The sequence below is a fragment of the Marilutibacter maris genome, assembly GCF_003233695.1.
Classification (GTDB): Bacteria; Pseudomonadota; Gammaproteobacteria; order Xanthomonadales; family Xanthomonadaceae; genus Marilutibacter; species Marilutibacter maris.
Map to the genome: position 1 here is coordinate 3134204 of NZ_CP029843.1, position 26457 is coordinate 3160660.

The 26457-nt window shown below is 70.0% G+C and carries 21 protein-coding genes, 2 pseudogenes and 1 riboswitch; of the genes and pseudogenes, 9 read left to right on the plus strand and 14 right to left on the minus strand.

Going from position 1 to position 26457, the window contains the following annotated elements; all coding sequences use genetic code 11:
• Positions 1-13: 13 nt before the first annotated feature.
• From C9I47_RS13860 to clpB, 4 genes are all read right to left on the minus strand, one after another.
• On the minus strand, positions 14-619 hold the full coding sequence (locus C9I47_RS13860; protein WP_111267272.1) for a hypothetical protein: 606 nt from the start codon (positions 617-619) through the stop codon (positions 14-16).
• 10 nt (positions 620-629) lie between these two features.
• Positions 630-1211, minus strand: coding sequence for a hypothetical protein (locus C9I47_RS13865; protein ID WP_111267273.1), 582 nt, complete (start codon positions 1209-1211; stop codon positions 630-632).
• Between the two features lie 55 nt (positions 1212-1266).
• Complete coding sequence (gene btuB, locus C9I47_RS13870; protein ID WP_111268154.1) at positions 1267-3177, minus strand: TonB-dependent vitamin B12 receptor; 1911 nt, start codon at positions 3175-3177, stop codon at positions 1267-1269.
• A gap of 70 nt (positions 3178-3247) precedes the next feature.
• Positions 3248-3505: riboswitch (cobalamin riboswitch) on the minus strand.
• Positions 3506-3643: 138 nt separating this feature from the next.
• The gene (gene clpB, locus C9I47_RS13875; protein WP_111267274.1) at positions 3644-6229 is read right to left on the minus strand and encodes an ATP-dependent chaperone ClpB; all 2586 of its coding nucleotides are present in this window, start codon (positions 6227-6229) and stop codon (positions 3644-3646) included.
• 201 nt (positions 6230-6430) lie between these two features.
• Here clpB and C9I47_RS13880 point away from each other — a divergent pair, with 201 nt between their 5' ends.
• Complete coding sequence (locus C9I47_RS13880) at positions 6431-7603, plus strand: saccharopine dehydrogenase family protein (RefSeq protein ID WP_190238516.1); 1173 nt, start codon at positions 6431-6433, stop codon at positions 7601-7603.
• Here C9I47_RS13880 and C9I47_RS13885 read toward each other — a convergent pair.
• From C9I47_RS13885 to rluD, 4 genes are all read right to left on the minus strand, one after another.
• Complete coding sequence (locus tag C9I47_RS13885) at positions 7561-8109, minus strand: DUF4166 domain-containing protein (protein WP_111267276.1); 549 nt, start codon at positions 8107-8109, stop codon at positions 7561-7563. The two genes, C9I47_RS13880 and C9I47_RS13885, sit on opposite strands and share 43 nt — an antisense overlap.
• An 81-nt stretch (positions 8110-8190) precedes the next feature.
• Positions 8191-9780, minus strand: coding sequence for a SulP family inorganic anion transporter (locus C9I47_RS13890; RefSeq protein ID WP_111267277.1), 1590 nt, complete (start codon positions 9778-9780; stop codon positions 8191-8193).
• A gap of 138 nt (positions 9781-9918) precedes the next feature.
• Entirely contained in the window at positions 9919-10710 is a 792-nt protein-coding gene (gene pgeF, locus C9I47_RS13895; protein WP_111267278.1) for a peptidoglycan editing factor PgeF, read from the minus strand.
• Position 10711: 1 nt separating this feature from the next.
• On the minus strand, positions 10712-11686 hold the full coding sequence (gene rluD, locus C9I47_RS13900) for a 23S rRNA pseudouridine(1911/1915/1917) synthase RluD (protein ID WP_111267279.1): 975 nt from the start codon (positions 11684-11686) through the stop codon (positions 10712-10714).
• 91 nt (positions 11687-11777) lie between these two features.
• On the opposite strand from rluD, the gene C9I47_RS13905 reads away from it, so the two are divergent.
• Positions 11778-12650, plus strand: coding sequence for an outer membrane protein assembly factor BamD (locus tag C9I47_RS13905; RefSeq protein WP_111267280.1), 873 nt, complete (start codon positions 11778-11780; stop codon positions 12648-12650).
• Between the two features lie 195 nt (positions 12651-12845).
• Positions 12846-13691, plus strand: a complete 846-nt coding sequence (locus C9I47_RS13910) for a PhzF family phenazine biosynthesis protein (RefSeq protein ID WP_111267281.1) — start codon at positions 12846-12848, stop codon at positions 13689-13691.
• A 101-nt stretch (positions 13692-13792) separates the two neighbouring features.
• Here C9I47_RS13910 and C9I47_RS13915 read toward each other — a convergent pair whose 3' ends face one another.
• Both C9I47_RS13915 and C9I47_RS13920 read right to left on the minus strand, forming a co-directional pair.
• Positions 13793-15457 (minus strand): NAD+ synthase, encoded by a 1665-nt coding sequence (locus C9I47_RS13915; RefSeq protein WP_111267282.1) that lies wholly within the window; start codon positions 15455-15457, stop codon positions 13793-13795.
• Positions 15458-15497: 40 nt separating this feature from the next.
• On the minus strand, positions 15498-15806 hold the full coding sequence (locus C9I47_RS13920; protein WP_223250147.1) for a winged helix-turn-helix transcriptional regulator: 309 nt from the start codon (positions 15804-15806) through the stop codon (positions 15498-15500).
• A 167-nt stretch (positions 15807-15973) separates the two neighbouring features.
• Between C9I47_RS13920 and C9I47_RS13925 the strand changes: the two genes are divergently transcribed.
• The gene (locus tag C9I47_RS13925; RefSeq protein ID WP_111267284.1) at positions 15974-16723 is read left to right on the plus strand and encodes an SDR family oxidoreductase; all 750 of its coding nucleotides are present in this window, start codon (positions 15974-15976) and stop codon (positions 16721-16723) included.
• A gap of 75 nt (positions 16724-16798) precedes the next feature.
• Here C9I47_RS13925 and sucD read toward each other — a convergent pair whose 3' ends face one another.
• A complete protein-coding gene (sucD, locus tag C9I47_RS13930) occupies positions 16799-17674 on the minus strand; it encodes a succinate--CoA ligase subunit alpha (protein WP_111267285.1) in 876 nt (291 codons plus the stop codon).
• Positions 17675-17841: 167 nt separating this feature from the next.
• Positions 17842-19005: an ADP-forming succinate--CoA ligase subunit beta gene (sucC, locus tag C9I47_RS13935; RefSeq protein WP_111267286.1), complete on the minus strand. Its 1164-nt coding sequence runs from the start codon at positions 19003-19005 to the stop codon at positions 17842-17844.
• A gap of 241 nt (positions 19006-19246) precedes the next feature.
• Between sucC and C9I47_RS13940 the strand changes: the two genes are divergently transcribed.
• From C9I47_RS13940 to C9I47_RS13950, 4 genes and pseudogenes are all read left to right on the plus strand, one after another.
• Positions 19247-20884, plus strand: coding sequence for a sensor histidine kinase (locus C9I47_RS13940; RefSeq protein ID WP_407067526.1), 1638 nt, complete (start codon positions 19247-19249; stop codon positions 20882-20884).
• A gap of 202 nt (positions 20885-21086) precedes the next feature.
• A pseudogene (locus C9I47_RS13945) lies at positions 21087-22229 on the plus strand (sigma-54-dependent transcriptional regulator); the annotation flags it as partial.
• Positions 22230-22292: 63 nt separating this feature from the next.
• Positions 22293-22451 (plus strand): annotated as a pseudogene (locus C9I47_RS18295) (helix-turn-helix domain-containing protein); the annotation flags it as partial.
• Positions 22452-22749: 298 nt separating this feature from the next.
• Positions 22750-24354, plus strand: a complete 1605-nt coding sequence (locus tag C9I47_RS13950) for a peptide chain release factor 3 (protein WP_111267288.1) — start codon at positions 22750-22752, stop codon at positions 24352-24354.
• Positions 24355-24374: 20 nt separating this feature from the next.
• On the opposite strand, the gene C9I47_RS13955 is transcribed toward C9I47_RS13950, so the two are convergent.
• Together C9I47_RS13955 and C9I47_RS13960 are read right to left on the minus strand one after the other, a co-directional pair.
• The gene (locus C9I47_RS13955; protein ID WP_111267289.1) at positions 24375-25001 is read right to left on the minus strand and encodes an aspartyl/asparaginyl beta-hydroxylase domain-containing protein; all 627 of its coding nucleotides are present in this window, start codon (positions 24999-25001) and stop codon (positions 24375-24377) included.
• Between the two features lie 22 nt (positions 25002-25023).
• The gene (locus C9I47_RS13960) at positions 25024-25647 is read right to left on the minus strand and encodes a sulfotransferase family 2 domain-containing protein (RefSeq protein ID WP_111267290.1); all 624 of its coding nucleotides are present in this window, start codon (positions 25645-25647) and stop codon (positions 25024-25026) included.
• Positions 25648-25765: 118 nt separating this feature from the next.
• On the opposite strand from C9I47_RS13960, the gene trhA reads away from it, so the two are divergent.
• The gene (trhA, locus tag C9I47_RS13965) at positions 25766-26443 is read left to right on the plus strand and encodes a PAQR family membrane homeostasis protein TrhA (protein ID WP_111267291.1); all 678 of its coding nucleotides are present in this window, start codon (positions 25766-25768) and stop codon (positions 26441-26443) included.
• Positions 26444-26457 lie beyond the last annotated feature (14 nt).

The window sequence follows — 26457 nt, forward strand, 5'->3', positions numbered from 1 at the left end:
TCGGAACCGCGACTCACGGCGCCACCTCCTCGGTCCGACGAGTCCCAAGGGTCGCGCCGCGCCACAGCGCGCGCAAGGCGAACGCGGCGCCGACGTAGCCGGCCAGCGTCCCCAGCGCCCGCGGATAGTAGGTCGGAATGCGGGCGATGAAGCCCTCCAGGGTCGGGTCCGGATAACGGCCGGAGAAGAACCAGTAACCGCCCTTGGACAGCAGGTAGGCAACGCTGGCGGTGGCGATCAGCACCAGTGCCAGTCGCGGCAACGTCCGCCAGGCGTCCACGTGCAGGCCGCGGTAGACATGCCCGCCCAGCCACAGCGACGCGTAGGCGAAGGCCAGCGCCCAGTAGGCCGGCGACAGGCACCAGTCGGTGATCGTCCCGGCCGCGTAGCTGCCCAGGTCGAGCGCGGTCGCCAGCACGAACAGCACCGGCAGCGCCCACATCGGCCGCAGCAGCGCGCCGGCGAGGAAGAACACCGCCCACGATGCGCTCGGCAGCGCGTCGACGCTGGCGAAGTGCTGGCCACGGGTGGCGACCATCAGCGCCGCCAGTGCCAGCCCGATCGCCCACTGGTCGCGCGCCGAAGCCGACGCAAGGGTGCCATTCGATTTGCCATTCATGATCGCGGCCTCAGTGCGAGTCGACCGCATGCGCGGCACGACCGCGCTGGGCGAAGGCGACGATGCCGTGCACCGCCAGCGCCACGGCGACGTACATCATCGTGGTGCGCACGAACAGCGGCCCCCACTGCCAGGCGCGGGCGAGGTACTCGGCGAAGTGCGGGTTCTCGTAGCGCCCGCCGAGCCAGTAGAACGCGCCGTTGGAGATCAGGAACGACACGCTGGCGGCGACCAGGCCGACGCCGGCCGCGCCCAGCAGCGGACCGATTCGTCCGTCGAGCCTCGGCGTGTACAGACGGCCGCCGTACCACAGCACCGCGTAGGCCGGCAGCAGGAACGCATACGAGGGTGTGACGCAGAAGTCGCTGACCCCGGCGTACTCGATCGATACCCAGTCGACCGCGACCGCCAGCGCCAGCAGGGCGACGAACTGCCAGTGCCGGCGCAGGTACAGGCCGCCGAGGAAGAACAGCGCCATCGAGGCGTCGGGCAGGTGCAGTGCGTCGCCGAAATGGTTGAAACGCGTCGCCACCATCAGCGCGGCGAACGCGGACAACAGGGCGAGGTTCATCGGTCTGGAAAACGGCTTCATGGCGGGCCTCGTCGAGGTGGGTGGAAGGCCGTTCCATGGCCGTGATGCGGGGCGCTCAGTCGTTCGGGCGCCAGCGCAGGCTCAGCAGCCATTGGCGGCCGGGCTGGTTGTAGAAGGTCGCGGTCTCGTACCGCTTGTCGAACACGTTGTCGAGCGACAGCCGCAGCTGCCAGGCCGGCGACAGCGCGTAGCCCACGCGCAGGTCGGTCAGGCCGTAGCCGCCCATCCGGCGGGTGTTGGCGAGATTGTCGTAGCGCGCGCCCGCGCCAGTGACCGAGGCGCCGACGCTGAGCGCCCCGAAACCGCGGTCCAGATCGATGCGGCCGCTGCGCCTGGCCCGTCGCGGCAGTACGTTGCCGCGGTAGCCGGACACGTCGGCGTCGTTCTCCGGGTCGAGCAGGGTCGCGGTCGCGGCCAGCTCCCAGCCGGCCACGGTGGTCCCCAGCACGCCCTCCAGGCCACGGATGCGGGCACGGTCGATGTTGTTGGGACCGCCGAACTGACCGAGGTCGGCGTCGTAGGCGATCATGTCGTCGATGCGGGTCTGGTAGGCGTTGAGCGACCAGCGACCCCAGCCGTGTTCGCCGCGCAGGCCGATCTCGACGCTGCGCGAGGACTCCGGCCCCAGCGCCGGATTGCCGTAGCCGGGGAAGTAGAGCTCGTTGAAGGTCGGCGCCTTGAACGCGGTGCCGGCGCTGGCGGTCAGGCGCAGCGCGTTGGTGATGTCCCAGCCCCACAACACGCTGCCGGTGGTCTTGCCGCCGAACTGCGCGTTGTCGTCGCGGCGCACGCTGGCCTGCAGCGATTGCGTACCGAACGTCTGTTGCCACTGCGCGAATGCGCCGCGATTGATCCGCACGTCGGTCGCGTAGTCGGTGGTGCCCTCGACCTCGTCGCGCTGCCAGTCGAATCCCAGCGTCAGCAGTCCGCCGCCGGCGCCGATGTCGGCCTGCAGTCCGGCCAGCTGACGGCGGGTGTCGAAGCGCGATGAGAACGCGCCGTCGAAATAGTTGTCGCTCAGGTCGGCGCTGGTAGCGGCGCTGGCGGTGAGCTTGAAGCCCGGCCCTGTGCTGTAGCTCAGGCGGCCGCCGACCGCCTGCTGGACGGTATCGGCCTCGCTCGCCGGTCCGCCGTCGTACTCGTTGCGGCCCTCGGCGCGGAACACCCGCAGGTCGCCGTCCCAGCGCTCGCCGAAACGGTAGCCGCCCTGCACGCTCAGCGAACTGTTGCGGTAGCCGTCGCGGTCCGGGTCGAAGTTGCGGGTGCCGCGGTAGGCGTTGATGCCTTCGGTGGTCTCGTGCGCGGCCTGCACCGAGTACCAGCCGTCGCCGCCCTTGCCGGCCACGCCCGCCGAGGCGCGGTGGCTGTCCTGACTACCGACCGCCAGCATCGCGCTGGGCTCGAACGGACCGCGCGGACGCCGGGTGAAGATCTGCACCACGCCGCCCAGCGCCTCCGAGCCGTACAGACTGGAGAACGGGCCGCGCACGATCTCGATGCGCTCGATCTGCTCGACCGGGATGTCCTGCAAGGCGGCACTGCCGCTGGTGGCCGAACCGATGCGCACACCGTCGACCAGCACCAGCACGTGATCGGACTCGGTCCCGCGCAGGAACAGCGAGGTCGATTTGCCGGGGCCGCCGTTGTTGGCCAGCGAGATGCCGGCACGGCCGCGCAGCAAGTCCGGCAGCGACGGCGGCTGCAGACGCTCGATCTGCTCGCGGTCGATCACCGTCACCGCGGCCAGGGTCTGGTCCTGGGTCTGCGCGGTGCGGGTGGCGGTGACGACGACCCCATCCAGATCGGTGGCGGCGCCTTCGGCCAGGGCCGGGGCTGAAACCAGCAGGGCGCCCGGGAACACCAGGGCACAGGCCGCGGCGAGCGCGCGACGACGGAACACGACGGTATTGCAACAACGCACACGGACTCCTTCACCGCGCCTGCCCGCGCGGATGGCATGGGACATCGTCGACGGACGGGAGGCGTGTTCGAGTCGGCGCGCGGCAAGTGCGCAGCCCGTGACATCGCCCACCGCATGTCGGGTCATGCCCGGGGCCGGTCTCCGGGCTCGCGAGTGGAGCGGGCGGACTGTCGTCGCCGGCTCCCGGTCCGCGCCTTCCCATGCGTCAAGCACAGTGGCCGTATGCGGACCTTGCCTCGCCTACCGTTGCGGGGGCAGCTCCGGAATTGCCGGCCGCGCGTCCACGGGCGTGGAAGGCGGTCCGGCGCACCGGATTCCCGTTTCAACCGCCGTCCCGGTCGGGGCGACGGTCACCTCAGGCGGGCGCCAGTCTAGCAGCAAGCCGGGCCCCTCCCACCATGCGATGGCGCATGGCGGAACAAGCCTTCGGCATGAGCCCGGAGCCCGCCCCCGGACATGCGAACGGCCCGGGAAACCGGGCCGTCGCGGACATCCCCCGATGGCGTCGGGATCAGGCCTTGCGGAATACCAGCTGGCCGCCCTCGGCATCGGCGACGATGGTGTCGCCGGCCACGAACTCGCCGGCCAGGATCCGCTGCGCCAACGGGTTCTCCAACTGCTGCTGGATCGCGCGCTTGAGCGGACGCGCACCGTAGACCGGGTCGAAGCCGACATTGCCGAGCAGCGCGATCGCATCGTCGGTCAGCTCCAGCTGCAGGCCGCGCTCGGCCAGGCGCTTGTCGAGTCCGGCGAGCTGGATCTTCGCGATCTCGCGGATCTGCGCCTTGCCCAGCGGATGGAACACCACGATGTCGTCGAGCCGGTTGATGAACTCCGGACGGAAGTGGTTCTGCACCACCCCCATCACCGCCGCCTTCATCTTGGTGTAGCCCTCCGCGGAATCGTCCTCGGACAACTCCTGGATCATCTGGCTGCCGAGGTTGGAGGTCATCACGATCACGGTGTTGCGGAAGTCGACCGTGCGCCCCTGGCCGTCGGTCAGGCGTCCGTCGTCGAGCACCTGCAGCAGGATGTTGAACACGTCCGGATGCGCCTTCTCGACCTCGTCGAGCAGGATCACGCTGTACGGGCGCCGGCGCACCGCCTCGGTCAGGTAGCCGCCCTCCTCGTAGCCGACGTAGCCCGGAGGCGCGCCGACCAGGCGACTGACCGCGTGCTTCTCCATGAACTCGCTCATGTCGATGCGGACCATCGCGTCCGGCGAGTCGAACAGGAACTCGGCCAGCGCCTTGCACAGCTCGGTCTTGCCGACGCCGGTCGGCCCGAGGAACAGGAACGAACCGCTCGGGCGGTTGGGATCGCTCAGGCCGGCGCGCGAACGGCGCACCGCATCGGAGACGACCCGGATCGCCTCGTCCTGGCCGACCACGCGCGCATGCAGGTGATCCTCCATCTGCAGCAGCTTCTCGCGCTCGCCCTCCAGCATCTTCGACACCGGGATGCCGGTCCAGCGCGCGACCACCTCGGCGATCTCCTCGGCGGTGACCTTGTCCTGCAGCAGGGTGAAGCCGGTCTTCTCGGCCTCCTGCGCGGCCTTGAGCTGCTTCTCCAGCTCCGGCAGCGCGCCGTACTGGATCTCGCTCATCTTCGCGAAGTCCTGCGCACGTTGCGCCGCCTCCAGCTCGAGCTTGGCCTGCTCGATCTGCTCCTTGACCCGGGTCGCGCCCTGCAGGGTCGCCTTCTCGGCCTTCCAGACCTCCTCCAGATCGTTGAACTCGCGCTCCAGCGTGGCGATCTCGGACTCCAGATCGGCCAGGCGCTGCTTCGATGCGTCGTCCTTCTCCTTCTTCAGCGCCTCGCGCTGGATCTTCAGCTGGATCAGCCGGCGTTCCTTGCGGTCCAGCTCCTCGGGCTTGGAGTCGATCTCCATGCGGATGCGGCTGGCGGCCTCGTCCATCAGGTCGATCGCCTTGTCGGGCAGCTGGCGGTCGGCGATGTAGCGGTTGCTCAGGGTCGCCGCGGCGACGATCGCCGGATCGGTGATCTCGACGCCATGGTGGACCGCGTACTTCTCCTTCAGTCCGCGCAGGATCGCGATGGTGTCCTCCACCGAGGGCTCGCCGACGAAGACCTTCTGGAAGCGACGCTCCAGCGCGGCGTCCTTCTCGACGTACTTGCGGTACTCGTCCAGCGTGGTCGCGCCGATGCAGTGCAGCTCACCGCGCGCCAGCGCCGGCTTGAGCATGTTGCCGGCGTCCATCGCGCCGTCGGCCTTGCCGGCGCCGACCATGGTGTGCAGCTCGTCGATGAACAGGATCACCTGGCCCTCGTTCTTGGCCAGGTCGTTGAGCACGCCCTTCAGCCGCTCCTCGAATTCGCCGCGGAACTTGGCGCCGGCGATCAGCGCGCCCATGTCCAACGCCAGCACGCGCTTGCCGCGCAGGCCCTCGGGGACCTCGCCGTTGACGATGCGCTGGGCCAGGCCCTCGACGATCGCGGTCTTGCCCACGCCGGGCTCGCCGATCAGCACCGGGTTGTTCTTGGTCCGGCGCTGCAGCACCTGCACGGTGCGACGGATCTCCTCGTCGCGACCGATCACCGGATCGAGCTTGCCGGACTCGGCGCGCGCGGTCAGGTCGACGCAGTACTTCTCCAGCGCCTGGCGCTGGTCCTCGGCATTCTCCGACTGCACCGATTCGCCGCCGCGGGCCTTGTCGATCGCCGCCTCCAGCCGTGCCTTGTCGGCGCCGACCGCCTTGAGCAGCTTGCCGGCCTCGGTGCCGCTGTCCAGCGCGGCGAGCAGGAACAGTTCGGAGGCGATGAAGGCATCGCCCCGCTGCTGGGCGAGCTTGTCGGTGACATTGAGCAGGCGCGCCAGGTCGTTGCCGACGGAGACGTTGCCGTCCTGGCCGGAGACCTTCGGCAGCTTGTCCAGCGCCTCGCCGAGCCGCTCGCGCAGCAGCGGCACGTTGACGCCGGCCTGCGCCAGCAGCGGTCGGGTACCGCCGCCCTGCTGGTCGATCAGCGCCGCCAGCAGGTGCACCGCTTCGATCACGTTGTTGTCGCGCCCGACCGCCAGCGATTGCGCATCGGCGATCGCCTGCTGGAAGCGCGATGTCAGCTTGTCCATCCGCATCTGCAAACCCCTTGGAATCGTGGGCGGCGCCAACGCCGCGATGGCATCGAAATGCGGTCGCGCGGCGGGCGATTCAAGCGAGGTTCAAGGATGCGGCAGCGGCCGTTCAGGGATCGTGATACCCCGCGGCAACCGGACCGCGGCCGCCGGGCCCGGACGCCGCCGCGGGGATATCGCCCGGTTCTCCCCTACCATGGCCGCATGCGCATCCTGATCCTCGGCGGCTACGGGCAGTTCGGCGGCCGCATCAGCCGCACACTGGCCGCGGATGCCGGCTTCGAGATCCTCGTCGCCGGGCGCGATGGCGACCGTGCCCGCCGCTTCATCGACGCCAGCGGCGCCTGCGGCCGGACCATGCGTCCACTGCGGCTCGACGCCAGCGACGATGCGGCGGTCGCGCAGTCATTCGAACAACGGCGGCCCGGCCTGGTCATCCATACCGCCGGCCCGTTCCAGGGACAGGATTATGCGGTCGCCCGCGCGGCGTTGCGGGCCGGCGCGCACTACATCGACCTGGCCGATGCACGCGCCTTCGTCGCCGGATTCGCCGCGCTGGAGGATGAGGCGAAGGCCGCCGGTCTTCGCGCCGTCAGCGGCGCCAGCAGCGTGCCCGGCCTCAGCGCGGCGGTGATCGAGGCCCACCTGCACCGCTTCACCCGCCTCGACGCGGTCGAGGCCGGGATATCCCCCGGCAACCGCACGCCGCGCGGGTTGGCGACCACGCGCGCGATCCTCGGCTACGTCGGCCGCCCCTACCCGGCCCTGCTGCATGGCAGGCGTCGCACGGTCCACGGCTGGCAATCGCTGCGCAGGCTGGGGCTGCCCGGCGTCGGCACGCGCTGGCTGGCCCGCTGCGAGGTACCCGACCTGGATGTGTTGCCGGCCCGCTATCCGTCGCTGGGACACTGCGACTTCCGTGCCGGACTGGAATTGCGGCGGATGCACTTCGGTCTCTGGCTGGGCAGTTGGGCCGTGCGCGCGCGGTTGCTGCCCGGCCTGCAGCCGTGGGCCGGCCCGCTGCTGCGACTGAGCGAGCGCTGGCTCGATACCGGCTCCGACACCGGCCTGATGCATGTGGACATGCACGGGATCGGCGAGAGCGGCGATGCACTGTCGCTGCGCTGGCAGATGATCCTGCGCGACGGCGACGGTCCGCAGGTCCCGTGCACCGCGGCCATCGTACTGGCACGGAAGCTGGCGCGGGGCGAGCTGGCCGGCGCGGGCGCCGGCCCCTGCCTGGATCTGTTCACTCTGGACGAATACCTGTCGGCACTCGACGGTTTCGCGGTCGAGACGCGGACCAGGGAACTCGAGCATCGGCGGTCCGGATATCAACCGGGTTCGAGGCAACCCCCGGGTTCAAGCCAACCCTGATAGCGGATCAGCCGCCCGATCAGCGGCAGTTTCGCCTCGACCTCGAATTCATAGCGGCCTTCGCGTTCGCGCTCGCGGCATTGCACGCCCGAGAACAGCCCGGCCGGCAGCGGCAGCAGGCCGAGCAGCCGCACGCCGTCGACGTTCCAGAAGATCGTGCCGTCCCACGCATGCAGGGCGAACCGGAACTGCACCAGCCCCAGTCTTTCGCACAACAGGCCGTCGCGGCAGTAGAGCGTGGACACCATCTTGCGGCCGCCGAAATCGCGACGCCATATCTCGCGATCGCCGTCGGCGCTGAACTCGACCCGGGTCCGCACATCGGTCATCGACGGCGGCAGACGGGTCGCGACCGCGCACAGCCACGCCAACGGATTGCGACCGCGCTCGACCGTGGCCCGGCCCACCCAGACGCCATCGCCACGAATCCCATGCAGCGCGCGCAGCGACTCGGGCAGATTGAAGAAAGGTGCGCGCAGCACCTGCTGGAACACGGTTGGATGCATCCGGATACTCCCCCTGGTCACGCCTGTTTCACTCTCGCCCGCCGCGCGAAGCATGGCCGGCGCCCCTCCATCGGGAACGGATCAGGCGCCCGGTTTGTGCTTCTGCAACGACAACAACCCCAGCAGCAGCGCCAGCGCGGCGTAGCCGGCGGCGAACTGCCAGGCGATCGTGCGCGCCAGCCCCTCCAACGCGCCCGGCAGGTAGACACCGCCCTGCGGATGCACCGAATGGATGACGCCGAACAGGGTCAGCACCGCGGCCAGCAGCCACCAGGCGGCGGCCAGGCGCATCCGCTGCTCGACCATCGCGACCAGGGCCGAGGCCCACAGCATCGCGGTGATGATGAAACCGTTGCCCAGCACCACGATCGTCGCCAGTTCCGGCAGGCCGCTGCCCTCGCCGTGCGCGTACAGCTCGGCGAAGCGGGCCGGCTCGATCAAGGCCGGATTGCCGAGCTTGATCACCAGCAGGTAGGCGATCGCCGGCAGGAACGCCAGCGCCACCGCCAGCGCGTGCTCGCGGCGGGTGCTGTGGAAGGCCTGCACGGTGATGTCGAGGCCGACGTAGACGATGATCGGCGCCAGCACCGCCAGCGGCAGCCACTGCACCAGTCCGGAAACGATGCCGAGCATGCCGCCGATGCCGACGAACAGGCCGGTCAGCAGGGTGTAGCCGACGCGCGCGCCCATGTGCTTGTAGGCCGGCTGACCGATATACGGCGTGGTCTGGGCGACACCGCCGCAGAGACCGGCGACCAGGGTCGAGACCGCCTCGGCCAGCAGCACGTCGCGGGTGCGGTAGTCGTCGCCGGCGGCGCGCGCGCTCTCGGCGACGTTGATGCCGCCGACCACCATCAGCAGGCCGAACGGCAGCAGCAGCGACAGGTAGGGCACGGTGTACGGCAGACCGTCGACGAAGCCCAGGCCCGGCCACGGCGGGGTCAACGCCAGCGGCAGCGCGTCCGGCACCCGGAACCCGGGCGCGCCCAGCCCGGCCAGGCCGAGCCCGTAGTACAGCGCGGTGCCGACGATGAAGGCCAGCAGCACGCCCGGGATCCGCACCGGCAACGGCCCGCGCGCGACCAGCACGTACAGCAGCAGGCCGAAGGTGGCGAAGCCGACCACCGGCGAGCGCAGGGTCTCGATCAGCGGCAGGAAACCCAGCAACATCAGCGCGGCGCCGCCGATCGATCCGAGCAGGGCCGCGCGCGGCACCAGCCGGGTGATCGCGTCGCCGGCGAAGGACAGCACCAGCTTCAGCGTGCCCATCACCATCAGCGAGGCCATGCCCAGCTGCCAGGTCGCGGTCGCCGCGACGGCCTCGTCCATGCCCTGGGCCTTGAAGCCGGCAAAGGCCGGACCGAGCACCAGCAGGGCCATGCCGATGCTGGTCGGCGCGTCCAGGCCCAGCGGCATCGCGGTGACGTCGTCGCGGCCGCTGCGCAGGGCCAGCCGGCGCGCCATCGCGGTGTAGATCAGGTTGCCGACCAGCACCCCGAACGCGGTGCCGGGGAACATCCGCGTGAACACCACCTCGGCCGGGAACCCGAAGATCCCGACCAGGGCGGCGGCGATGAAGCCCAGGATCGACAGGTTGTCGACGACCAGGCCGAAGAAGCCGTTGAGGTCGCCGGCGACGAACCAGCGTGGGCGCGCGGCGGACGTGCTCATCGACGTGCTCCGTGAGGGCGGTGGGGTCCAGACCGTGCGGACCGGCGCCGTTCGTGGGGGATGCTCATTGCGACTCCCGGGACTGCGGGCTGCCGGTGGGACGGCGGTCGGGCAGCATAGACCAGCACCGCCGACGGCTCATGCATCCGCGCCGGCAACCGGTGCGATCCACACCAGCGAGGCCATGCGGCCACTGCGGCCATCGCGGCGGTGCGAGAAGAACCGTTGCGGATCGGAGATCGTGCACAGGCCGCCGCCATGGATGCGTCCGGCGTCCAACCCCGCCGCGCACAGGCGCCGCCGCGCGAGTGCGTACAGATCGACCCGCCAGTGCCTCGCGCGGGTCGGAGTGAAGGCCTCGGCAGCCTGCGCATCGGCGCCGACGAAGACGTCGCGAACCTCGGCGCCGATCTCATAGGCCTGCGGCCCCGCCGCCGGCCCCAGCCAGGCCAGCAGCCGCGCCGGCGGCGTGCGCATCGCCGCGACCGTGGCCTCCAGCACACCGGCAGCCAGACCGCGCCAGCCGGCGTGGGCGCCGGCGACCTCGCCGCCGTCGTCGGCGCAGAACAACACCGGCAGGCAGTCGGCGGTCTGGATCGCCACCACGGTCCCGACGGTCGCGGTCACCGCCGCGTCCGCCTCCGGCTCATCGGCGCCGGCCGGCCCGGCGTCGAGCCGCTCGACCCGGGTCCCATGGACCTGGCGCAACCAGCACGGCGACGACGGCAACCCGGCCAACTCGCCCAGGACCCGGCGGTTGGCGATCGCGCTGGCGGAGTCGTCGCCGCAGCGCAGACCGAGGTTGAAGCTGTCGAACGGCGGCGCCGAGCCGCCGGCACCATGGCGCAGGGTGGTCAAGGCGCGCACGCCCGCCGGCGCCGGCCAGTCGGCCTCCAGCCATGGCCGCGGCCAGGACCTTGCCGCGGCCACGTCAGCGTCCGGCCTCGGCGGCGGCGCGGCTGTCGTCCTGCAGCGCCTTCACCAGCGCCCGCATGTCCGCGGGCATCGGCGCGCTGCAGCGCACCGCCTCGCCGCTGACCGGATGGGCGAACTCCAGCGTCTGGGCGTGCAGGGCCTGGCGACGGAACCCGCGCAGGGCCTCGACCAGCTCCGCGGTGGCGCCCCTGGGCAACTTCAGCGGACCGCCGTACATCGGATCGCCGACGATCGGGTACTTGATGTGGGCCATGTGCACGCGGATCTGGTGGGTGCGGCCGGTTTCCAGCCGGCACTCGACCAGGGTGTGGGCGCGAAAACGCTCGCGCAGGCGGTAGTGGGTCACCGCCTCGCGGCCGTCCTCGCGCACCGCCATGCGGATGCGATCGCGCGGATGGCGGTCGATCGGAGCGTCGGCGGTGCCGCCGGCAACCATCGCACCGACCACCACCGCCAGGTACTGGCGGTGCACTTCGCGCGCCGACAGCTGCTCGACCAGCGCGGTATGCGCGACCAGGGTGCGGGCGACCACCATCACCCCCGAGGTGTCCTTGTCGAGGCGATGGACGATGCCGGCGCGCGGCAGCTTGTCCAGCGCCGGATCGCGGTGCAGCAGGGCATTGACCAGGGTGCCGGCGGGGTTGCCGGCGCCGGGGTGGACGACCAGGCCCGGCGGCTTGTCGATCACGATGACGTGCTCGTCCTCGTACAGCACCTCCAGCGGGATGTCCTCCGGCTGCGAGTGGGTCTGGACCTCCTCGATCACCTTCACGGTGACCGTCTCGCCGCCACGCACCGGGTCGCGCGGACGGACCTGGCGACCGTCGAGACGGGCGTCGCCGGACTTGATCCAGGCCGCCAGCCGCGAGCGCGAGTAGTCCGGGAACAGCTCGGCCAGCACCGCGTCGAAGCGGCGCCCGGAAGCGCTGTCGGGGACGGTGGCGGTCAATGCGGGGGTTGCATCGCTCATGCGGTCAGGGGCCTCGGCTTCGATTAAGGCCAGGTTGGCCCGGACTGCTATTATCGGCAGTTCGTGCCTCCGGCGCCCGTCCAAGCCTGCCATGACTCCAAGCTCCACCTCCGGTTCCATCCTCGTCCGCCCCCTGCCCCGCCTGGCCGCGGCACTGGTGATCGCCACCCTGCTGGCAACCGGCTGCTCCCGCGACAAGGACAAGGACAGCGACGAAGGCCAGCCGGTCGAGGCCCTCTACGAGAAGGCCCAGAAATCGATGCGCAACGGCAACTGGGCCTCGGCCGAGATCACGTTCAAGCGGCTGGTCGCGCAGTATCCGTACGGCCAGTACACCGAGCAGGCCCTGGTCGAGACCGCCTACGCCCAGTACAAGGCCGGCAAGCACGACGACGCGGTCAGCAGCATCGACCGCTTCCTGCGCACCTATCCGACCCACCGCAACGCCGCCTACATGTACTACCTGCGCGGCCTGGCCAACTCCAGCCGCGACGCGGTGTTCCTGCAGCGGGTCTGGCGCCTGGACGCCAGCCGCCGCGACCTGGACACCCCGCGCCAGGCCTACAACGACTTCAAGCTGGTGGTCGACCGCTACCCGAACAGCCGCTACGCCGCCGACGCGCGGTCGCGGATGAACGACCTGCGCGACATCTTCGCCCGCCACGAGATGGACGTGGCGCTGTACTACCTGCGCCGCACCGCCTACGTCGCCGCCGCCAGCCGGGCCACCACGCTGATGGAGACCTACCCGGACAGCAAGTACCAGAACGACGCGGTCGCCACCCTCGCCGCCGCCTACGAGGGCCTGGGCAACGAGGCGCTGGCCGCCAGCGCGCGCGCGACCCTGCAGCAGCAGGCGCCCGACCACCCCTACCTCAAGGGCGATTGGCCGGACTACCCGGGCGACTGGCGCAAGCTGAACCCGTTCGCGGGCGAGAAGTCGGCCCTGGACAACATGGACTGAGTCGGGGCGCCGCGCCTCGATCGACGACAGCGCCGCCCTCCGGGGCGGCGTTTTCGTTGGCGCGGGCCTGGCTCGGGGCGCGGGCGGCGAACGCCGATTCGCAGTATCCGTGGCACGCAGTGATCCAGACCTGTCGTTGTTCCGTCCCCGCGGCGGCGGCAAGTCAAGGATGACCCCGCACCCACGAGCCCCTCGATGAGAGCACCCATCCCACTGCGCTACACCGCCTTCACCGACACCCGCGACGGCGGCAACCCGGCCGGCGTCGTCGTCACCGACGTGGTCCTGGACGAGCCCCTGATGCAGTCCATCGCCGCCGAACTGGGATACTCGGAAGCCGCCTTCCTGCATCCCGCCACGGAACCCGACCGCTACGCGGTCCGCTACTTCAGTCCGCTGGCCGAAGTGCCGTTCTGCGGCCACGCCACCATCGCCGCGGCGGTCGCGCTCGCCGAGCGGGTCGGGCCGCGCGACTTCGTGTTCCAGACCCGGGCCGGCACGGTGCCGGTGACGACCCGGCGCGAGGCCGCCGGCATCCAGGCCACACTGACCAGCGTGCCGCCGCATCTGTACGACGCCCCGGACGCGCTGCTGGACGGTGCGCTGACGGCGCTGGGCTGGTCGCAACGGGACCTGGACCCGGCGCTGCCGCCACGGGTGGCCTTCGCCGGCGCGCGCCATCTGATCCTGGCGGCCGGCTCGCGCGAGCGCCTGGCCGCGCTGGACTACGACTTCCAGGCGCTCAAGGACTGCATGCTGGCCGCGGACCTGACCACGGTCGACCTGGTCTGGCGGGAGTCGGACACGGTATTCCACGCCCGCAACCCGTTCCCGGTCGGCGGCGTGGTCGAGGACCCGGCTACCGGCGCCGCCGCGGCGGCCTTCGGCGCCTATCTGCGCGACCTCGCGCTGGTGACGGCACCGATCCGCGTCGTGATCCACCAGGGCGTGGACATGGGCCGCCCCAGCCTGCTGAACGTGGACATCCCGGCCACCGGTCCGATCAGCGTCAGCGGCGGCGCCGTGCGCCTCGCCGACTGAGGCCGTCACTCCGCGGCGCCATCGCTCCGGCGGCCGGCGCCGCGATGGCGAGTCTGCGGTGACCGCCGGCCTCGAACGGTTCGTCCGCGGCCAGCGGGCGCCTAGGCCTTGTAGCCGTTGGTGATCGGGTAGCGGCGCTCGCGGCTGAACGCGCGCCGCGAGACCTTCGGTCCGGGCGCGGACTGATGCCGCTTCCACTCGCTGATCCGCACCAGCCGCAGCACCTTGTCGACGGTCGCCGCGTCGTAGCCGGCCGAGACGATGTCGTCGCGCGACTGCTCCTGGTCGACATAGCGCAGCAGGATCGCGTCCAGCACGTCGTACGGCGGCAGCGAATCCTGGTCCTTCTGGTCGGCGCGCAGCTCGGCCGACGGCGGCCGGTCGATCACCTCCTGCGGAATCACCATGCCACCATGCGGCGCACTGCCGCCGACGGTGTTGCGCCAGCGCGCCAACGCGTAGACCTCGGTCTTGTAGAGGTCCTTGATCGGCGCGTAGCCGCCGCACATGTCGCCATAGATGGTCGCGTAGCCGACCGCGTACTCGCTCTTGTTGCCGGTGGTCAGCAACAGCCCGCCGAACTTGTTGCTTAGCGCCATCAGCAGCGCGCCACGGGTGCGCGACTGCAGGTTCTCCTCGGTGGTGTCGACCGCCACCCCTTCGAACGTCTCCGCCAGCGCGTCCAGAAAGCCCTGGAACGGCTTCTCGATCGGCAGCGTCATCAGCTTCACCCCGAGCGAGGCGCACTGCACCTGGGCCAGGTCGTTGGACAGGTCGGCGGTGTAGCGCGAGGGCATCCGCACCGCGGTGACGTTCCCGGCCCCCAGCGCGTCGACCGCGATCGCCAGCACGATCGACGAGTCGATGCCGCCGGACAGCCCCAGCCAGACCTTGCCGAAACCATTCTTGCGGCAGTAGTCCTGCACCCCCCGTACCACCGCGCGCCAGGCCAGCGCGTCGCGACTCTCGTCGCCGTCGTCCATCCACTGCACCGGCATGAAGCTGCGCTGCTCGCGGTCGAAGTCGACCACCAGCCACTGGTCGGTGAACGCCGCCGCCGCCGGGTGCACGCTGCCGTCGGCATCGGCGACCACCGAGGCGCCGTCGAACATCAGCGCGTCCTGGCCGCCGACCACGTTGAGGTAGGCCACGCCGACGCCGGGACCGTGCGCGCGGCTCTCGCGGATGCGGCGGCCGATCAGAGCGTCGCGATCGGCGTGCTTGTCGCGCTCGAACGGCGAGGCATTGGGCACCAGCATCAGCTCGGCGCCGGCGGCGACGGCCTCGGCGACCGGCTCGGCGAACCACAGGTCCTCGCAGATCACCACCCCGACCCGCACGCCTTCGACCTCGAACACGCAGGCCTCGCCGTCGGGATCGACGGTGAAGTAGCGGCGCTCGTCGAATACCGCGTAGTTGGGCAGCTCGCGCTTGCGGTAGGTGTGGGTGACGCGACCGTCGCACAGCACGCTGGCGGCGTTGTAGACCACGCTGCCGGCGGCCTGCGGCCAGCCCACCACCGCGGTGATGCCGCTGACCTGGGCGGCGATCGACTCCAGCGCGTCGTGGCAATCGACCAGGAATCCCGGTCGCATCAGCAGGTCTTCCGGCGGATAGCCGCTCAGCGCCAGCTCGGGAAACAGCACCACCTGGGCGCCGTACTCGTCGCGCGCCTCGTTGATCATCGCCAGGATGCGGGTGGCGTTGTCGCGGACCGCGCCGACCGGGAAGTCGAACTGGGCCATCGCAATTCGAAGCGAAGCCATCGTGGAGCCATGCCTGCAGCTTGATAGAGCGACGATGATATCAATGGCCGCCGCCGAGGCGTGCCGAGTGGGCATCCGCCCAGTCGGCCAGCGCGGCCAGCGGCTGCTCCAACGTCAGGCCCAGTCCGGTGACGCGGTACTCGACCCGCACCGGAACCTCGGCATGCACCGTGCGTTCAACCAGCCCCTTGCGCTCGAAGGCGCGCAGGTGGCGGGTCAGCTCCTTCTGGGTGATCGGTGCGACCGCACGTTGCAGCTCGCTGAACCGGATCGGGCCGCCGCTGACGATCAAGCGATACAGGATCGGGATCGCCCACTTGCCGGATACCAGGTCGACGAAGCGCAACATCGGGCAATCCGGCACAGGGACGGCGGCGAGGTCCGGAGCGGACGCGGACGCGGAAGTCTTGCGTGGGTTCATGGCGCGGCTTTCGCCTACCTGGTATCAAATTGGTGCCTACTATACTTTGGATACCAGTACGCCGACGATGCCGCTCCCCACCACAGGAGCAGGCCATGGGCAGACTCGAAGGCAAACATGCATTGATCACCGGCGCCAGCGCCGGCATCGGACTGGAAACGGCTCGGCGGTTCGTCGCCGAAGGCGCGCGGGTGGCGATCACCGGCCGGCAACCGCAGGCGCTGGAGGCCGCGCGCCTGGCCCTCGGCCCGCAGGCGATCGCGATCGGCTGCGATGCGGGTGCGATCGACGATCAGCGCGAACTGGCGCGGCAACTGGCGCAGCACTGGGGCCGACTGGACGTGGTGTTCGTGAACGCGGCCGACGTCACCCATCGGCGAATCGAGGACTGGGACGAGGCCGCCTACGAGCGCCTGATGGCGATCAACCTGAAAGGCCCCTTCTTCCTGCTGCAGGCGCTGTCGCCACTGCTGGCCGATCCGGCCTCGGTGATCCTGTGCGGCTCGGTCAGCGCCCACATCGGCCTGCCGCAGAGCAATGCGTATGCGGCGAGCAAGGCGGCGCTGTTGTCGCTGGCCCGCACGCTATCGGGCGAGTGGATCGGTCGCGGCATCCGCGTCAACGGCCTCAGCCCGGGGCCGACGGCGACTTCCGCGTTCGATCGCCTCGGTCTGTCGGGGGCCGAGCGAGAAGCGATGGTCGCGCGGATCGAGCAACTGGTCCCGCTCGGCAGGCTCGGTACGCCGACGGAGCTGGCCCAGGCCGCGGTGTTCCTGGCTTCGGACGAGTCCGCCTTCGTCGTCGGCAGCGAACTGCAGGTGGATGGCGGCGTGGCGAATCTATGACGCCTCCGGCAATGCCGCAAAAAACAAGGGCCGCCTCGCGGGCGGCCCTTGTCGGAACTGCAATTGGCGACAGGCTTACTTCGCCAGGCGCTTGGCGATCGCCGCGCCGAGATCGCCCGGCGACTTCACCGTGGTGACGCCGGCCTTCTCCATCGCCGCGAACTTGCCCTCGGCGGTGCCCGAACCGCCCGAGGCGATCGCGCCGGCGTGACCCATGCGCTTGCCCTTCGGGGCGCTGGCGCCGGCGATGAAACCGACCACCGGCTTGGTCACGTGCTTGGCGATGTACTCGGCCGCTTCTTCCTCGGCCGAACCGCCGATCTCGCCGACCATGATGATGCCCTCGGTCTGCGGGTCGTCCTGGAACAGCTTCAGCGCGTCGATGAAGTTGGTGCCGTTGATCGGGTCGCCGCCGATGCCGATGCAGGTCGACTGGCCGAGGCCGACGTCGGTGGTCTGCTTGACCGCTTCGTAGGTCAGCGTGCCCGAACGCGAGACGATGCCGATCTTGCCCGGCTGATGGATGTGGCCCGGCATGATGCCGATCTTGCACTCGCCCGGGGTGATCACGCCGGGGCAGTTCGGGCCGACCAGGACGACGTCGTCGTGGCCCTTGAGCACGTTCTTGACCCGCAGCATGTCGAGCACCGGGATGCCCTCGGTGATGCAGACGATCACCTTGATGCCGGCCGCAGCGGCCTCGAGGATCGCGTCGGCCGCGAACGGCGGCGGCACGTAGATGACCGAGGCGTTGGCGCCGGTGGCCTTGACCGACTCGGCGACGGTGTTGAAGACCGGCAGGCCGAGGTGCTCGGTGCCGCCCTTGCCCGGAGTGACGCCGCCGACGACCTGGGTGCCGTAGTCGAGCATCTGCTGGGCGTGGAAGGTGCCCTGCGAGCCGGTGAAGCCCTGCACGATCACCTTGGTGTTGCGATTGATAAGTACGGACATTCTGGTAGTCCCTGGAAACTTGTTGTTGACTGGCTTCGGATGCTTCGGACATCGGCTTGCCGATGTCCTCCGGAGCGGCCTCCGGATCCCCCAACCCCGCGCCCTGCGCGGGGTCGCCCCCTTGATTCAAGGGGGCTGGAGGAACCGCTTGGCGCCCGCAGCGATCCTCAGGCGGCGACGGCGGCGACGGCCTTCTTGGCGCCGTCGTTGATGTCGTCGGCGGGAGTGATCGCCAGGCCGGAGTTCTTCAGCAGGTCCTTGCCGGCCTCGACGTTGGTGCCTTCCAGGCGCACGATCACCGGGACCTTGACGTCGACTTCCTTGACCGCGGCGATGATGCCCTCGGCGATCATGTCGCAGCGGACGATGCCGCCGAAGATGTTGACGAAGATCGCCTTGACCTTGTCGCTGGACAGGATCAGCTTGAACGCCTCGGTCACGCGCTCCTTGGTGGCGCCGCCGCCGACGTCGAGGAAGTTCGCCGGCTCGCCGCCGTTGAGCTTGATCACGTCCATGGTCGCCATCGCCAGGCCGGCGCCGTTGACCATGCAGCCGATGTTGCCGTCCATGGTGACGTAGTTGAGGTCGTGCTGGCTGGCCAGCACCTCGGTCTCGTCCTCCTGGCGGATGTCGCGCATCGCGGCCAGGTCCTTGTGGCGGAAGGTCGCGTTGTCGTCGCTGTTGATCTTGCCGTCGAGCACGGCCAGATCGCCGTTGGTGAGGATGGCCAGCGGGTTCAGTTCGACCAGGGCCAGGTCCTTCTCGTTGAACAGCCGGTACAGGCCCAGCATGATCTTGCTCAGCTGGCCGACCTGCTTGGCGTTCAGGCCCATCGCGAAGCCCAGCTCGCGGCACTGGTACGGCTGCAGGCCCTCGACGTAGTTCACATTGAGCGTGTGGATGGCCTCGGGCTTCTCGGCCGCGACCTGCTCGATGTCCATGCCGCCCTCGGCGGACGCGATGAAGGTGATCGACTGGGTGTCGCGGTCGACCAGCACCGACAGGTACAGCTCGTTGGCGATGTCGGTGCCTTCGGAGATCAGCACCGTGTCGATCGGCAGTTCGACGCCGGCGGTCTGGTAGGTCGCCATCTTGGTGCCGAGCATCGCCTTGGCGTACTCGCGGACCTCGTCGAAGTTCTTGGCCAGCTTGACGCCGCCGGCCTTGCCGCGGCCACCGGCGTGGATCTGCGCCTTGACCACCCACAAGTCGCCCGGGATTTCCTTGGCGGCCGCGACGGCCTCGTCCGGGGTGCGGGCTACGCGCCCGGTCGGCACTGCGATGCCGTAGTCGGCAAAGAGCTGCTTTGCCTGGTATTCGTGAAAGTTCATGCGTCACCGAGGGGAGTTGAACAGACGTCCCACGCGGCGGCGGCCGACAAGGCGGTGCGGGCGCGAGGGGGCCCGCCATTGTCGCCGATCGCGGCGTGTCGGGCAAAACCCGGCCCGTCCGCCGCCCCCGGCGCCCGCCGGCGCGCCGTCTCCGGGGCCGCCGCCGTCACACACCGCCAGGCGCCCGGTGCCTATACTCGTGGCGGGACACGCACCGGGGACGCTGCCTTTGCCGCTTCGAATTGCCGCTTTGCAAGTCGCCGATGCCGACAAGGCACTTCGCCGCGAACTCCATTTCTATACGCTGTACCGCCTGCTTGAGGCGGCGATGCTGCTGCTGGTGCTGTTCGGCCCCATCGCCGACCAGCTGCCGGCGCCTCGCCACGAGCTGTTCGCGCGCGCGCTGGCGATCGCCTATGGCTTCGTCGCCGCCCTGCTGTTCGTGTTCGGCCGCAAGGGCGACCTGCGCATCAGCACCCTGGCCGGGATCAGCGCCGACCTGTTCTTCGGCCTGCTCGCGATCCATGCGGTCCCGGTCGCCGGCACCGGCATCGCGCTGATGCTGATCTTCAACATCGGCGCCGCGGCCCTGCTGTTGCCGACCCGCTACGGCATCGGGGTCGCGCTGGTGGCGGTGGCGGGACTGATCGCCGAGCACCTGTGGACCGGGGTGATCGAGGAGCAGTCCTCGCACGGCTCGCTGGTGGAGCCGCTGATGTTCGCCGTCGGCTACATGGCAATGGCCACCCTGACCAGCGTGCTGGGCCGGCAGATGCGCGCCAGCCAGGAGCTGGCCGAGCGCCGGGGCGAGGAAACCGCGCACCTGGTCGAGGTCAACGAGCTGATCATCCGCCGCCTGCGCACCGGCGTGCTGCTGGTCAACGGCCACAACCGGATCGGCCTGGCCAACGAGGCGGCCAGCAGCCTGCTCGGCGGCCACAGCCCGGGCGACGAGGTCGCCCTGGACATCGTGATGCCCGAGCTCGCCCGCCGCCTGGGCGCGTGGCGCAAGGGCGCCGCGCAGGACGAGACCCCGCTGCAACTGGGCCCGGACCTGCCCGAGGTGGTGCCCCGCTTCACCCGCCTGCTGGCCGGCAGCGAGCAGACCCTGGTCTTTCTGGACGACACCTCGCTGGTGTCGCGGCGGGCCGAGTCGATCACCCTGGCGACCCTGGGCCGCTTCTCCGCCAGCCTCGCCCACGAGATCCGCAATCCGCTGGCCGCGATCAACTATGCGGTCCAACTGCTGGAGGAGTCCGACGACATCCGGCCGGCCGACCGGCGCCTGCTGGAGATCGTGCGCCAGCAGAGCATGCGCATGAACGGCATCGTCGACAACGTCCTCGGACTGGCCCGGCGCGAGCCCGCCAAGCCCGAGCACGTCGACCTGGCCGCGCTGACCCGCCAGTTCATCGAGGATTACCAGGCCGGCCACCCGATCGAGAACGACACCCTCACCGCGACCTCCAGCCAATCCCAACCGACCGTGCTGGTCGACCCGCGCCAGCTCCACCAGGTGCTGACCGTGCTGGTCCACAACGCCCTGCTGTACGGCCGCAAGCCCGGCGAGCCGGCGCGGGTCACCGTCCATGTCGCCGCCGAGAACGGCGGCCGTCACCGGATCGACGTGATCGACCGCGGCCCGGGCATTCCCGAGCGGGTCGCCCTGCAGCTGTTCCGCCCGTTCTTCACCACCTCCCCGCACGGCACCGGCCTGGGGCTGTATATCGCCCGCGAACTGTGCCGGGCCAACCAGGCCACCCTCGAGTACGTGCCGACGCCGGGCGTGGGCAGCTGCTTCCGCATCCGCTTCACGCCCGGCGTGGGCGAGCAGACCCGGTCCTCGGGGTCGGCTGTGGGTGCGGGCGCGGCCGGCTGAGCATCCGGCGCGAGGCCGGCACTCCCCGCCGGCCTCGGCTATCGACATTCACGGGGACTGGACCGGCAGCCGGCTACCGTCCCGCCACGGTTCCCATGCGCGCCGCACCGGGTTCTCGTTACGTGGGTGACACGCGTTTGCATGGGCGATGGTGCTTGGCCCATCGCCCACCCATCGGCTATCGTGACGGGCGGAGGAGAGGATGGCTGAAACCCGTAGTGCACTCATAGTCGACGACGAACGCGACATCCGCGAGCTCCTGGTGATGACCCTGGGCCGGATGGGGCTGCGCTGCGACACCGCGGCCAGCGTCGGCGAGGCGCGCAGCCAGCTGCAGCGCAACCGCTACGACCTGTGCCTGACCGACATGCGGCTGCCGGACGGCTCCGGCATCGAGATCGTCAGCGACATCAGCCAGAAGTACCCGGAAACCCCGGTCGCGATGATCACCGCGTTCGGCAACGTCGAGGCCGCGGTCGAGGCGCTGAAGGCCGGCGCGTTCGACTTCGTCGCCAAGCCGGTCGACCTCAACGTGCTGCGCGACCTGGTCCGCCACGCGCTGGATCTGCAGGAGGCGCGCAAGGCCGACGCCGATGCGGTCGCCTCGCGGCTGTATGGCGAGTCGCCGGCGATGGCCTCGCTGCGCCAGACCATCGCCAAGGTCGCCCGCAGCCAGGCGCCGGTCTACATCGCCGGCGAATCCGGCGTCGGCAAGGAACTGGTCGCCCGCACCATTCACGCCGAGGGCGCCCGCGCATCGGGGCCGTTCGTGCCGGTCAACTGCGGCGCGATCCCCAGCGAGCTGATGGAGAGCGAGTTCTTCGGCCACAAGAAGGGCAGCTTCACCGGCGCCCACGCCGACAAGCCCGGCCTGTTCCAGAGCGCCGACGGCGGCACCCTGTTCCTCGACGAGGTCGCCGAGTTGCCGCTGCCGATGCAGGTCAAGCTGCTGCGTGCGATCCAGGAGAAATCGGTGCGCGCGGTCGGCGCCAACAGCGAGAATCCGGTCGACGTGCGCATTCTTTCGGCGACCCACAAGGACCTGTCCAAGCTGGTCGCCGAAGGCCGCTTCCGCCAGGACCTGTACTACCGCATCAACGTGATCGAACTGCGCGTGCCGCCGCTGCGCGAGCGGCTCGACGACCTGCCCGGCCTGTCGGCCAAGATCCTCGGACGCCTGTCCGAGGCCCAGGGCCGCCCGGTGCCGATGCTGGACGACGACGCGGTCGAGGCGCTGCGCGAGTACCCGTTCCCCGGCAACGTGCGCGAACTGGAGAACATCCTCGAACGCGCCCTGGCGCTCGCCGACGGCGACCTGCTGACCGCCGACGATCTGCACCTGCCGCGCCGGGAGGACGACAATCGCGCCGCCGGCGTCGACCCGCGCAGCCTCGACCCGCGCGACACCGCCACCAGCGCCCTGCCCTCGTACATCGAGGAGATCGAACGCGCCGCGATCCAGCACGCGCTGCAGGAAAACCGCTACAACAAGACCCGTACCGCGCAGGCGCTCGGGATCACCTTCCGCGCGTTGCGCTACAAGCTCAAGAAGCTCGGGATCGACTGAGCCCGGGCCGGGCCGCCGCCGGCCCGCCAGGAAAGCCCGGGATCTCGGCCTGCACCGCTCCCGCGCCATGAGGCCCAGCCCCTTGAGTCGGGGCGCGATATGCGGCCGCGACCGGATATCCTCCGAAGTCCGCCCGCGCAAGCCCTGACGCTCCCCCGGGGCGAGGCCAGGGGATCGCGCCGCGTGCCGCCACGGCCAGAACCGCCCCGCCCCTCCACGCCCGGCGATGACCCGCCCCGGGTTGTCTATAATTGCCGCCCCCGTCTCCATCCCGAGGGCGCCCGCGCGCCCGGCCCGCATGTCCGACGTTTCCCTGCAAGCCGCCCGGCGCCGCACCTTCGCGATCATCTCGCACCCCGATGCCGGCAAGACCACCCTGACCGAAAAGCTGCTGTTGTTCGGCGGCGCGATCCAGATGGCCGGCTCGGTCAAGGGCCGCAAGGCCGCCCGCCACGCGACCTCCGACTGGATGGCGCTGGAGAAGGAGCGCGGCATCTCGGTGACCAGCTCGGTGATGCAGTTCCCCTACGAGGGCCGCATCGTCAACCTGCTCGACACCCCCGGCCACGCCGACTTCGGCGAGGACACCTACCGGGTGCTGACCGCGGTCGACTCGGCGCTGATGGTGATCGACGTGGCCAAGGGTGTGGAGGAGCGCACGATCAAGCTGATGGAGGTCTGCCGGCTGCGCGACACGCCGATCATGACCTTCATCAACAAGCTCGACCGCGAGGGCAAGGACCCGATCGAGCTGCTCGACGAGGTCGAGACCGTGCTCGGCATCCAGTGCGCGCCGATCACCTGGCCGATCGGCATGGGCAAGCGCCTGAAGGGCGTGGTCCACCTGGTCACCGGCGAGGTGCACCTGTACGAACAGGGCCGCAACTTCACCCGCCAGGACTCGACCATCTTCGCCTCGGTCGACGACCCGGCGCTGGAGGCGCGGATCGGCGGCCAGATGCTGGCCGAGCTGAAGGACGAGCTGGAGCTGGTCGAGGGCGCCTCGCACCCGTTCGACCTCGGCAAGTACCTGGCCGGCGAGCTGACCCCGGTGTTCTTCGGCTCAGCGGTCAACAACTTCGGGGTCCAGCTGCTGCTGGACTTCTTCGTCGACCACGCGCCGGCGCCGAAGCCTCGCGAGACCACCACCCGCGAGGTCGGCGCGACCGAGACCAAGCTGTCGGGCTTCGTGTTCAAGATCCAGGCCAACATGGACCCGCAGCACCGCGACCGGGTCGCCTTCATGCGGATCTGTTCGGGCCGCTTCAGCGCCGGAATGAAGGCTTTCCACGTGCGCAGCGGCAAGGACATGAAGCTGGCCAATGCGCTGACCTTCATGGCCAGCGACCGCGAAATCGCCGAGGACGCCTGGCCGGGCGACGTGATCGGCATCCACAACCACGGCACGATCTCGATCGGCGACACCTTCACCGAGGGCGAGAAGATCTCCTTCACCGGCATCCCGAACTTCGCCCCGGAACTGTTCCGCCGCGCGCGCCTGCGCGACCCGCTCAAGCTCAAGCAGCTGCAGAAAGGGCTGGCGCAGCTGTCGGAGGAGGGCGCGACCCAGTTCTTCAAGCCGCTGATGAGCAACGACCTGATCCTCGGCGCGGTCGGCGTGCTGCAGTTCGACGTGGTCGCCTACCGGCTGAAGGACGAGTACGGCGTCGAGGCCACCTTCGAGCCGGTCAATGTCGCCACCGCGCGCTGGATCCGCTGTGACGACGAAAAGACCCTGGAGCAGTTCCGCGACAAGAACGCGATGAACCTCTCGCTCGACGCCGCCGGCGAGCTGGTCTACCTGGCCCCGACCCGGGTCAACCTGCAGCTGGCGCAGGAGCGCGCGCCGGAAGTCGGGTTCCTCGCCACCCGCGAGCACGCCCACGCGGTCGCGGTGGACTGAGCCCCCCGGATCGCCGGGCCTCAGGCGCCCGGCGATTCGATCAGGTGGACCCAGTCGGGATCGGGCTGGTCGAGGTCGTAGTACTCGAAAATCAGGTGGATGCGGTCGCCGTCGCCGGCGTTCTGCACCGCATGCACGCCCATGTTGTTGACCTCGACCGCCTCGCCCTCGGCGAAGTGGTAGCCGATACCGTCGACGTAGAACACCACCCGCTCGTGGGTCAGCAGCGGCACGTGGATCTTGTGCGGCCACTTCGCCGCCGGGTTGGCGTCGCGGTGCGGCTTGATCACCCCGCCGGGCGCCATCCGCGCCAGCATCACCCGCGGGAAGTCGGCGCGGGCATAGCCGTAGGGCGCGACCGCCTGCGCCAGCACCGGTTCCAGCAGGTGGCGCCAGTCCGCCCACAGCGGGCGGTCGTGCGAACCGCGCCAGTCGCGGAAGCCGTCGACGAAGCGGAACACGATGTGGCGGGTGCTGTCGAGCGCGTCGAAGCGGTTCGGTTTGCCGGCGTTCTCCGCGTCCCAGACCGCCTCGGGGATCGCCAGCACCGCCTCGCGCAGCGCGGCGATGTCGACCTGGCCCAGGCGCCGGATCGAGCTCGTCTTGCGCGGATTGGGATGGACGCTGGGCGGAGCCTGGGCATTCACGGCAAGTACTCCGGATCGCGGGTCAGAACGCGTAGTCGAACAGTTCGAGGTCGCGCCGGTACAGCTCCGACACGCCGTCGATCAGGGCCTGGTCATAGTAGTCCCGGTAGCTGCCGCGCTGCGAGCTGTTGACCTGCCCCAACGGCGCCGACGCGATGCCGATGCGTTCGCAGATCCCGTCGAACGAGGCCTGCATGTCCTCGACCCGGCCGACCCGGTCGGCGAGCAGCCCGCCGTCCTCGCCGATCAGGAAGCTGTATTGCGGCTGGAACAACACATGGTGCATCGGCCGCAGCCGGAACAGCACGTGCCGCATCACCGCCTGCGGTTCGCGCTGGAACTCGCCGCCGGCGCGGGTCATGAACGCGCAGTAGGAGACGAAACGGTCGAACGGATTGCGCACGAACGCGAACTTGAAATAGTCCGCGAACGCCTGCTCGCCGATATGCGGCCGGATCTGCGACAGGCCGATGTGGCCGTGTGGAATCGCCGCCAGCTCCGGAAACGGGAAGCGCTTGTTGACGAACAGGCCGACCTGCTCCAGGTCCCCCGGCCCCATCCGCTCGCGCAGGACCTCGCGCACGGAATGGGTGCCGGTCTTGGGGATCGCGGCGAACACGAAGCGGTGCTGATGGGAAACGATCATCGGACGATGCGACTGGACTGGGACGGGGTGGGCTCCGGGAATGCGACCGTCACCCCCGCGCGGGCCGCCATCATAGAGGGTTGCACCGCCATCCGCCGGCGCACGGTAGGATGCAGGCATGGACGCCCCCCACCCAGCGATCCCCTCCACCGCCACGCACCCGCATCACTTCCGCGAGGAGCTGGCCAATGCACTGACCCACGGACTGGGCGCGGTCGCCGCGCTGGCCGGAGGATCGGTGCTGATCACCCTGGCCGCGGTCTACGGCGATGGCTGGCAACTGGCCGGCGCGATCGTGTTCGGCATCTGCCTGCTGTTGCTCTACCTCGCCTCGACCCTGTACCACGCGATCCCGCATCCGGCCGCCAAGGCCCGGCTGAAGGTCGTCGACCACTGCGCGATCTACCTGCTGATCGCCGGCACCTACACCCCGTTCACCCTGATCGGACTGCGCGGTCCATGGGGCTGGGGCCTGTTCATCGCGATCTGGAGCCTGGCCCTGGCCGGGGTCGTCTTCAAGCTGCTGTTCACCGGGCGCTTCAAACTGTTGTCGACCGCGATCTACGTCGCGATGGGCTGGCTGGTGATCGTCGCGATCAAGCCGCTGCTGGTCGCCCTGGACGACTGGACCTTCGGCTGGCTGCTGGCCGGCGGTGTCTGCTACACCCTGGGCACGGTGTTCTACCACCGCCCGGGCCTGCGCTATTCGCACGCGATCTGGCACCTGTTCGTGGTCGCCGGCAGCGTCTGCCACTTCGTCGCGGTGACCGCGCAGGTGCTGGCCCCGAACCACTGACCCGCAGGCACCCC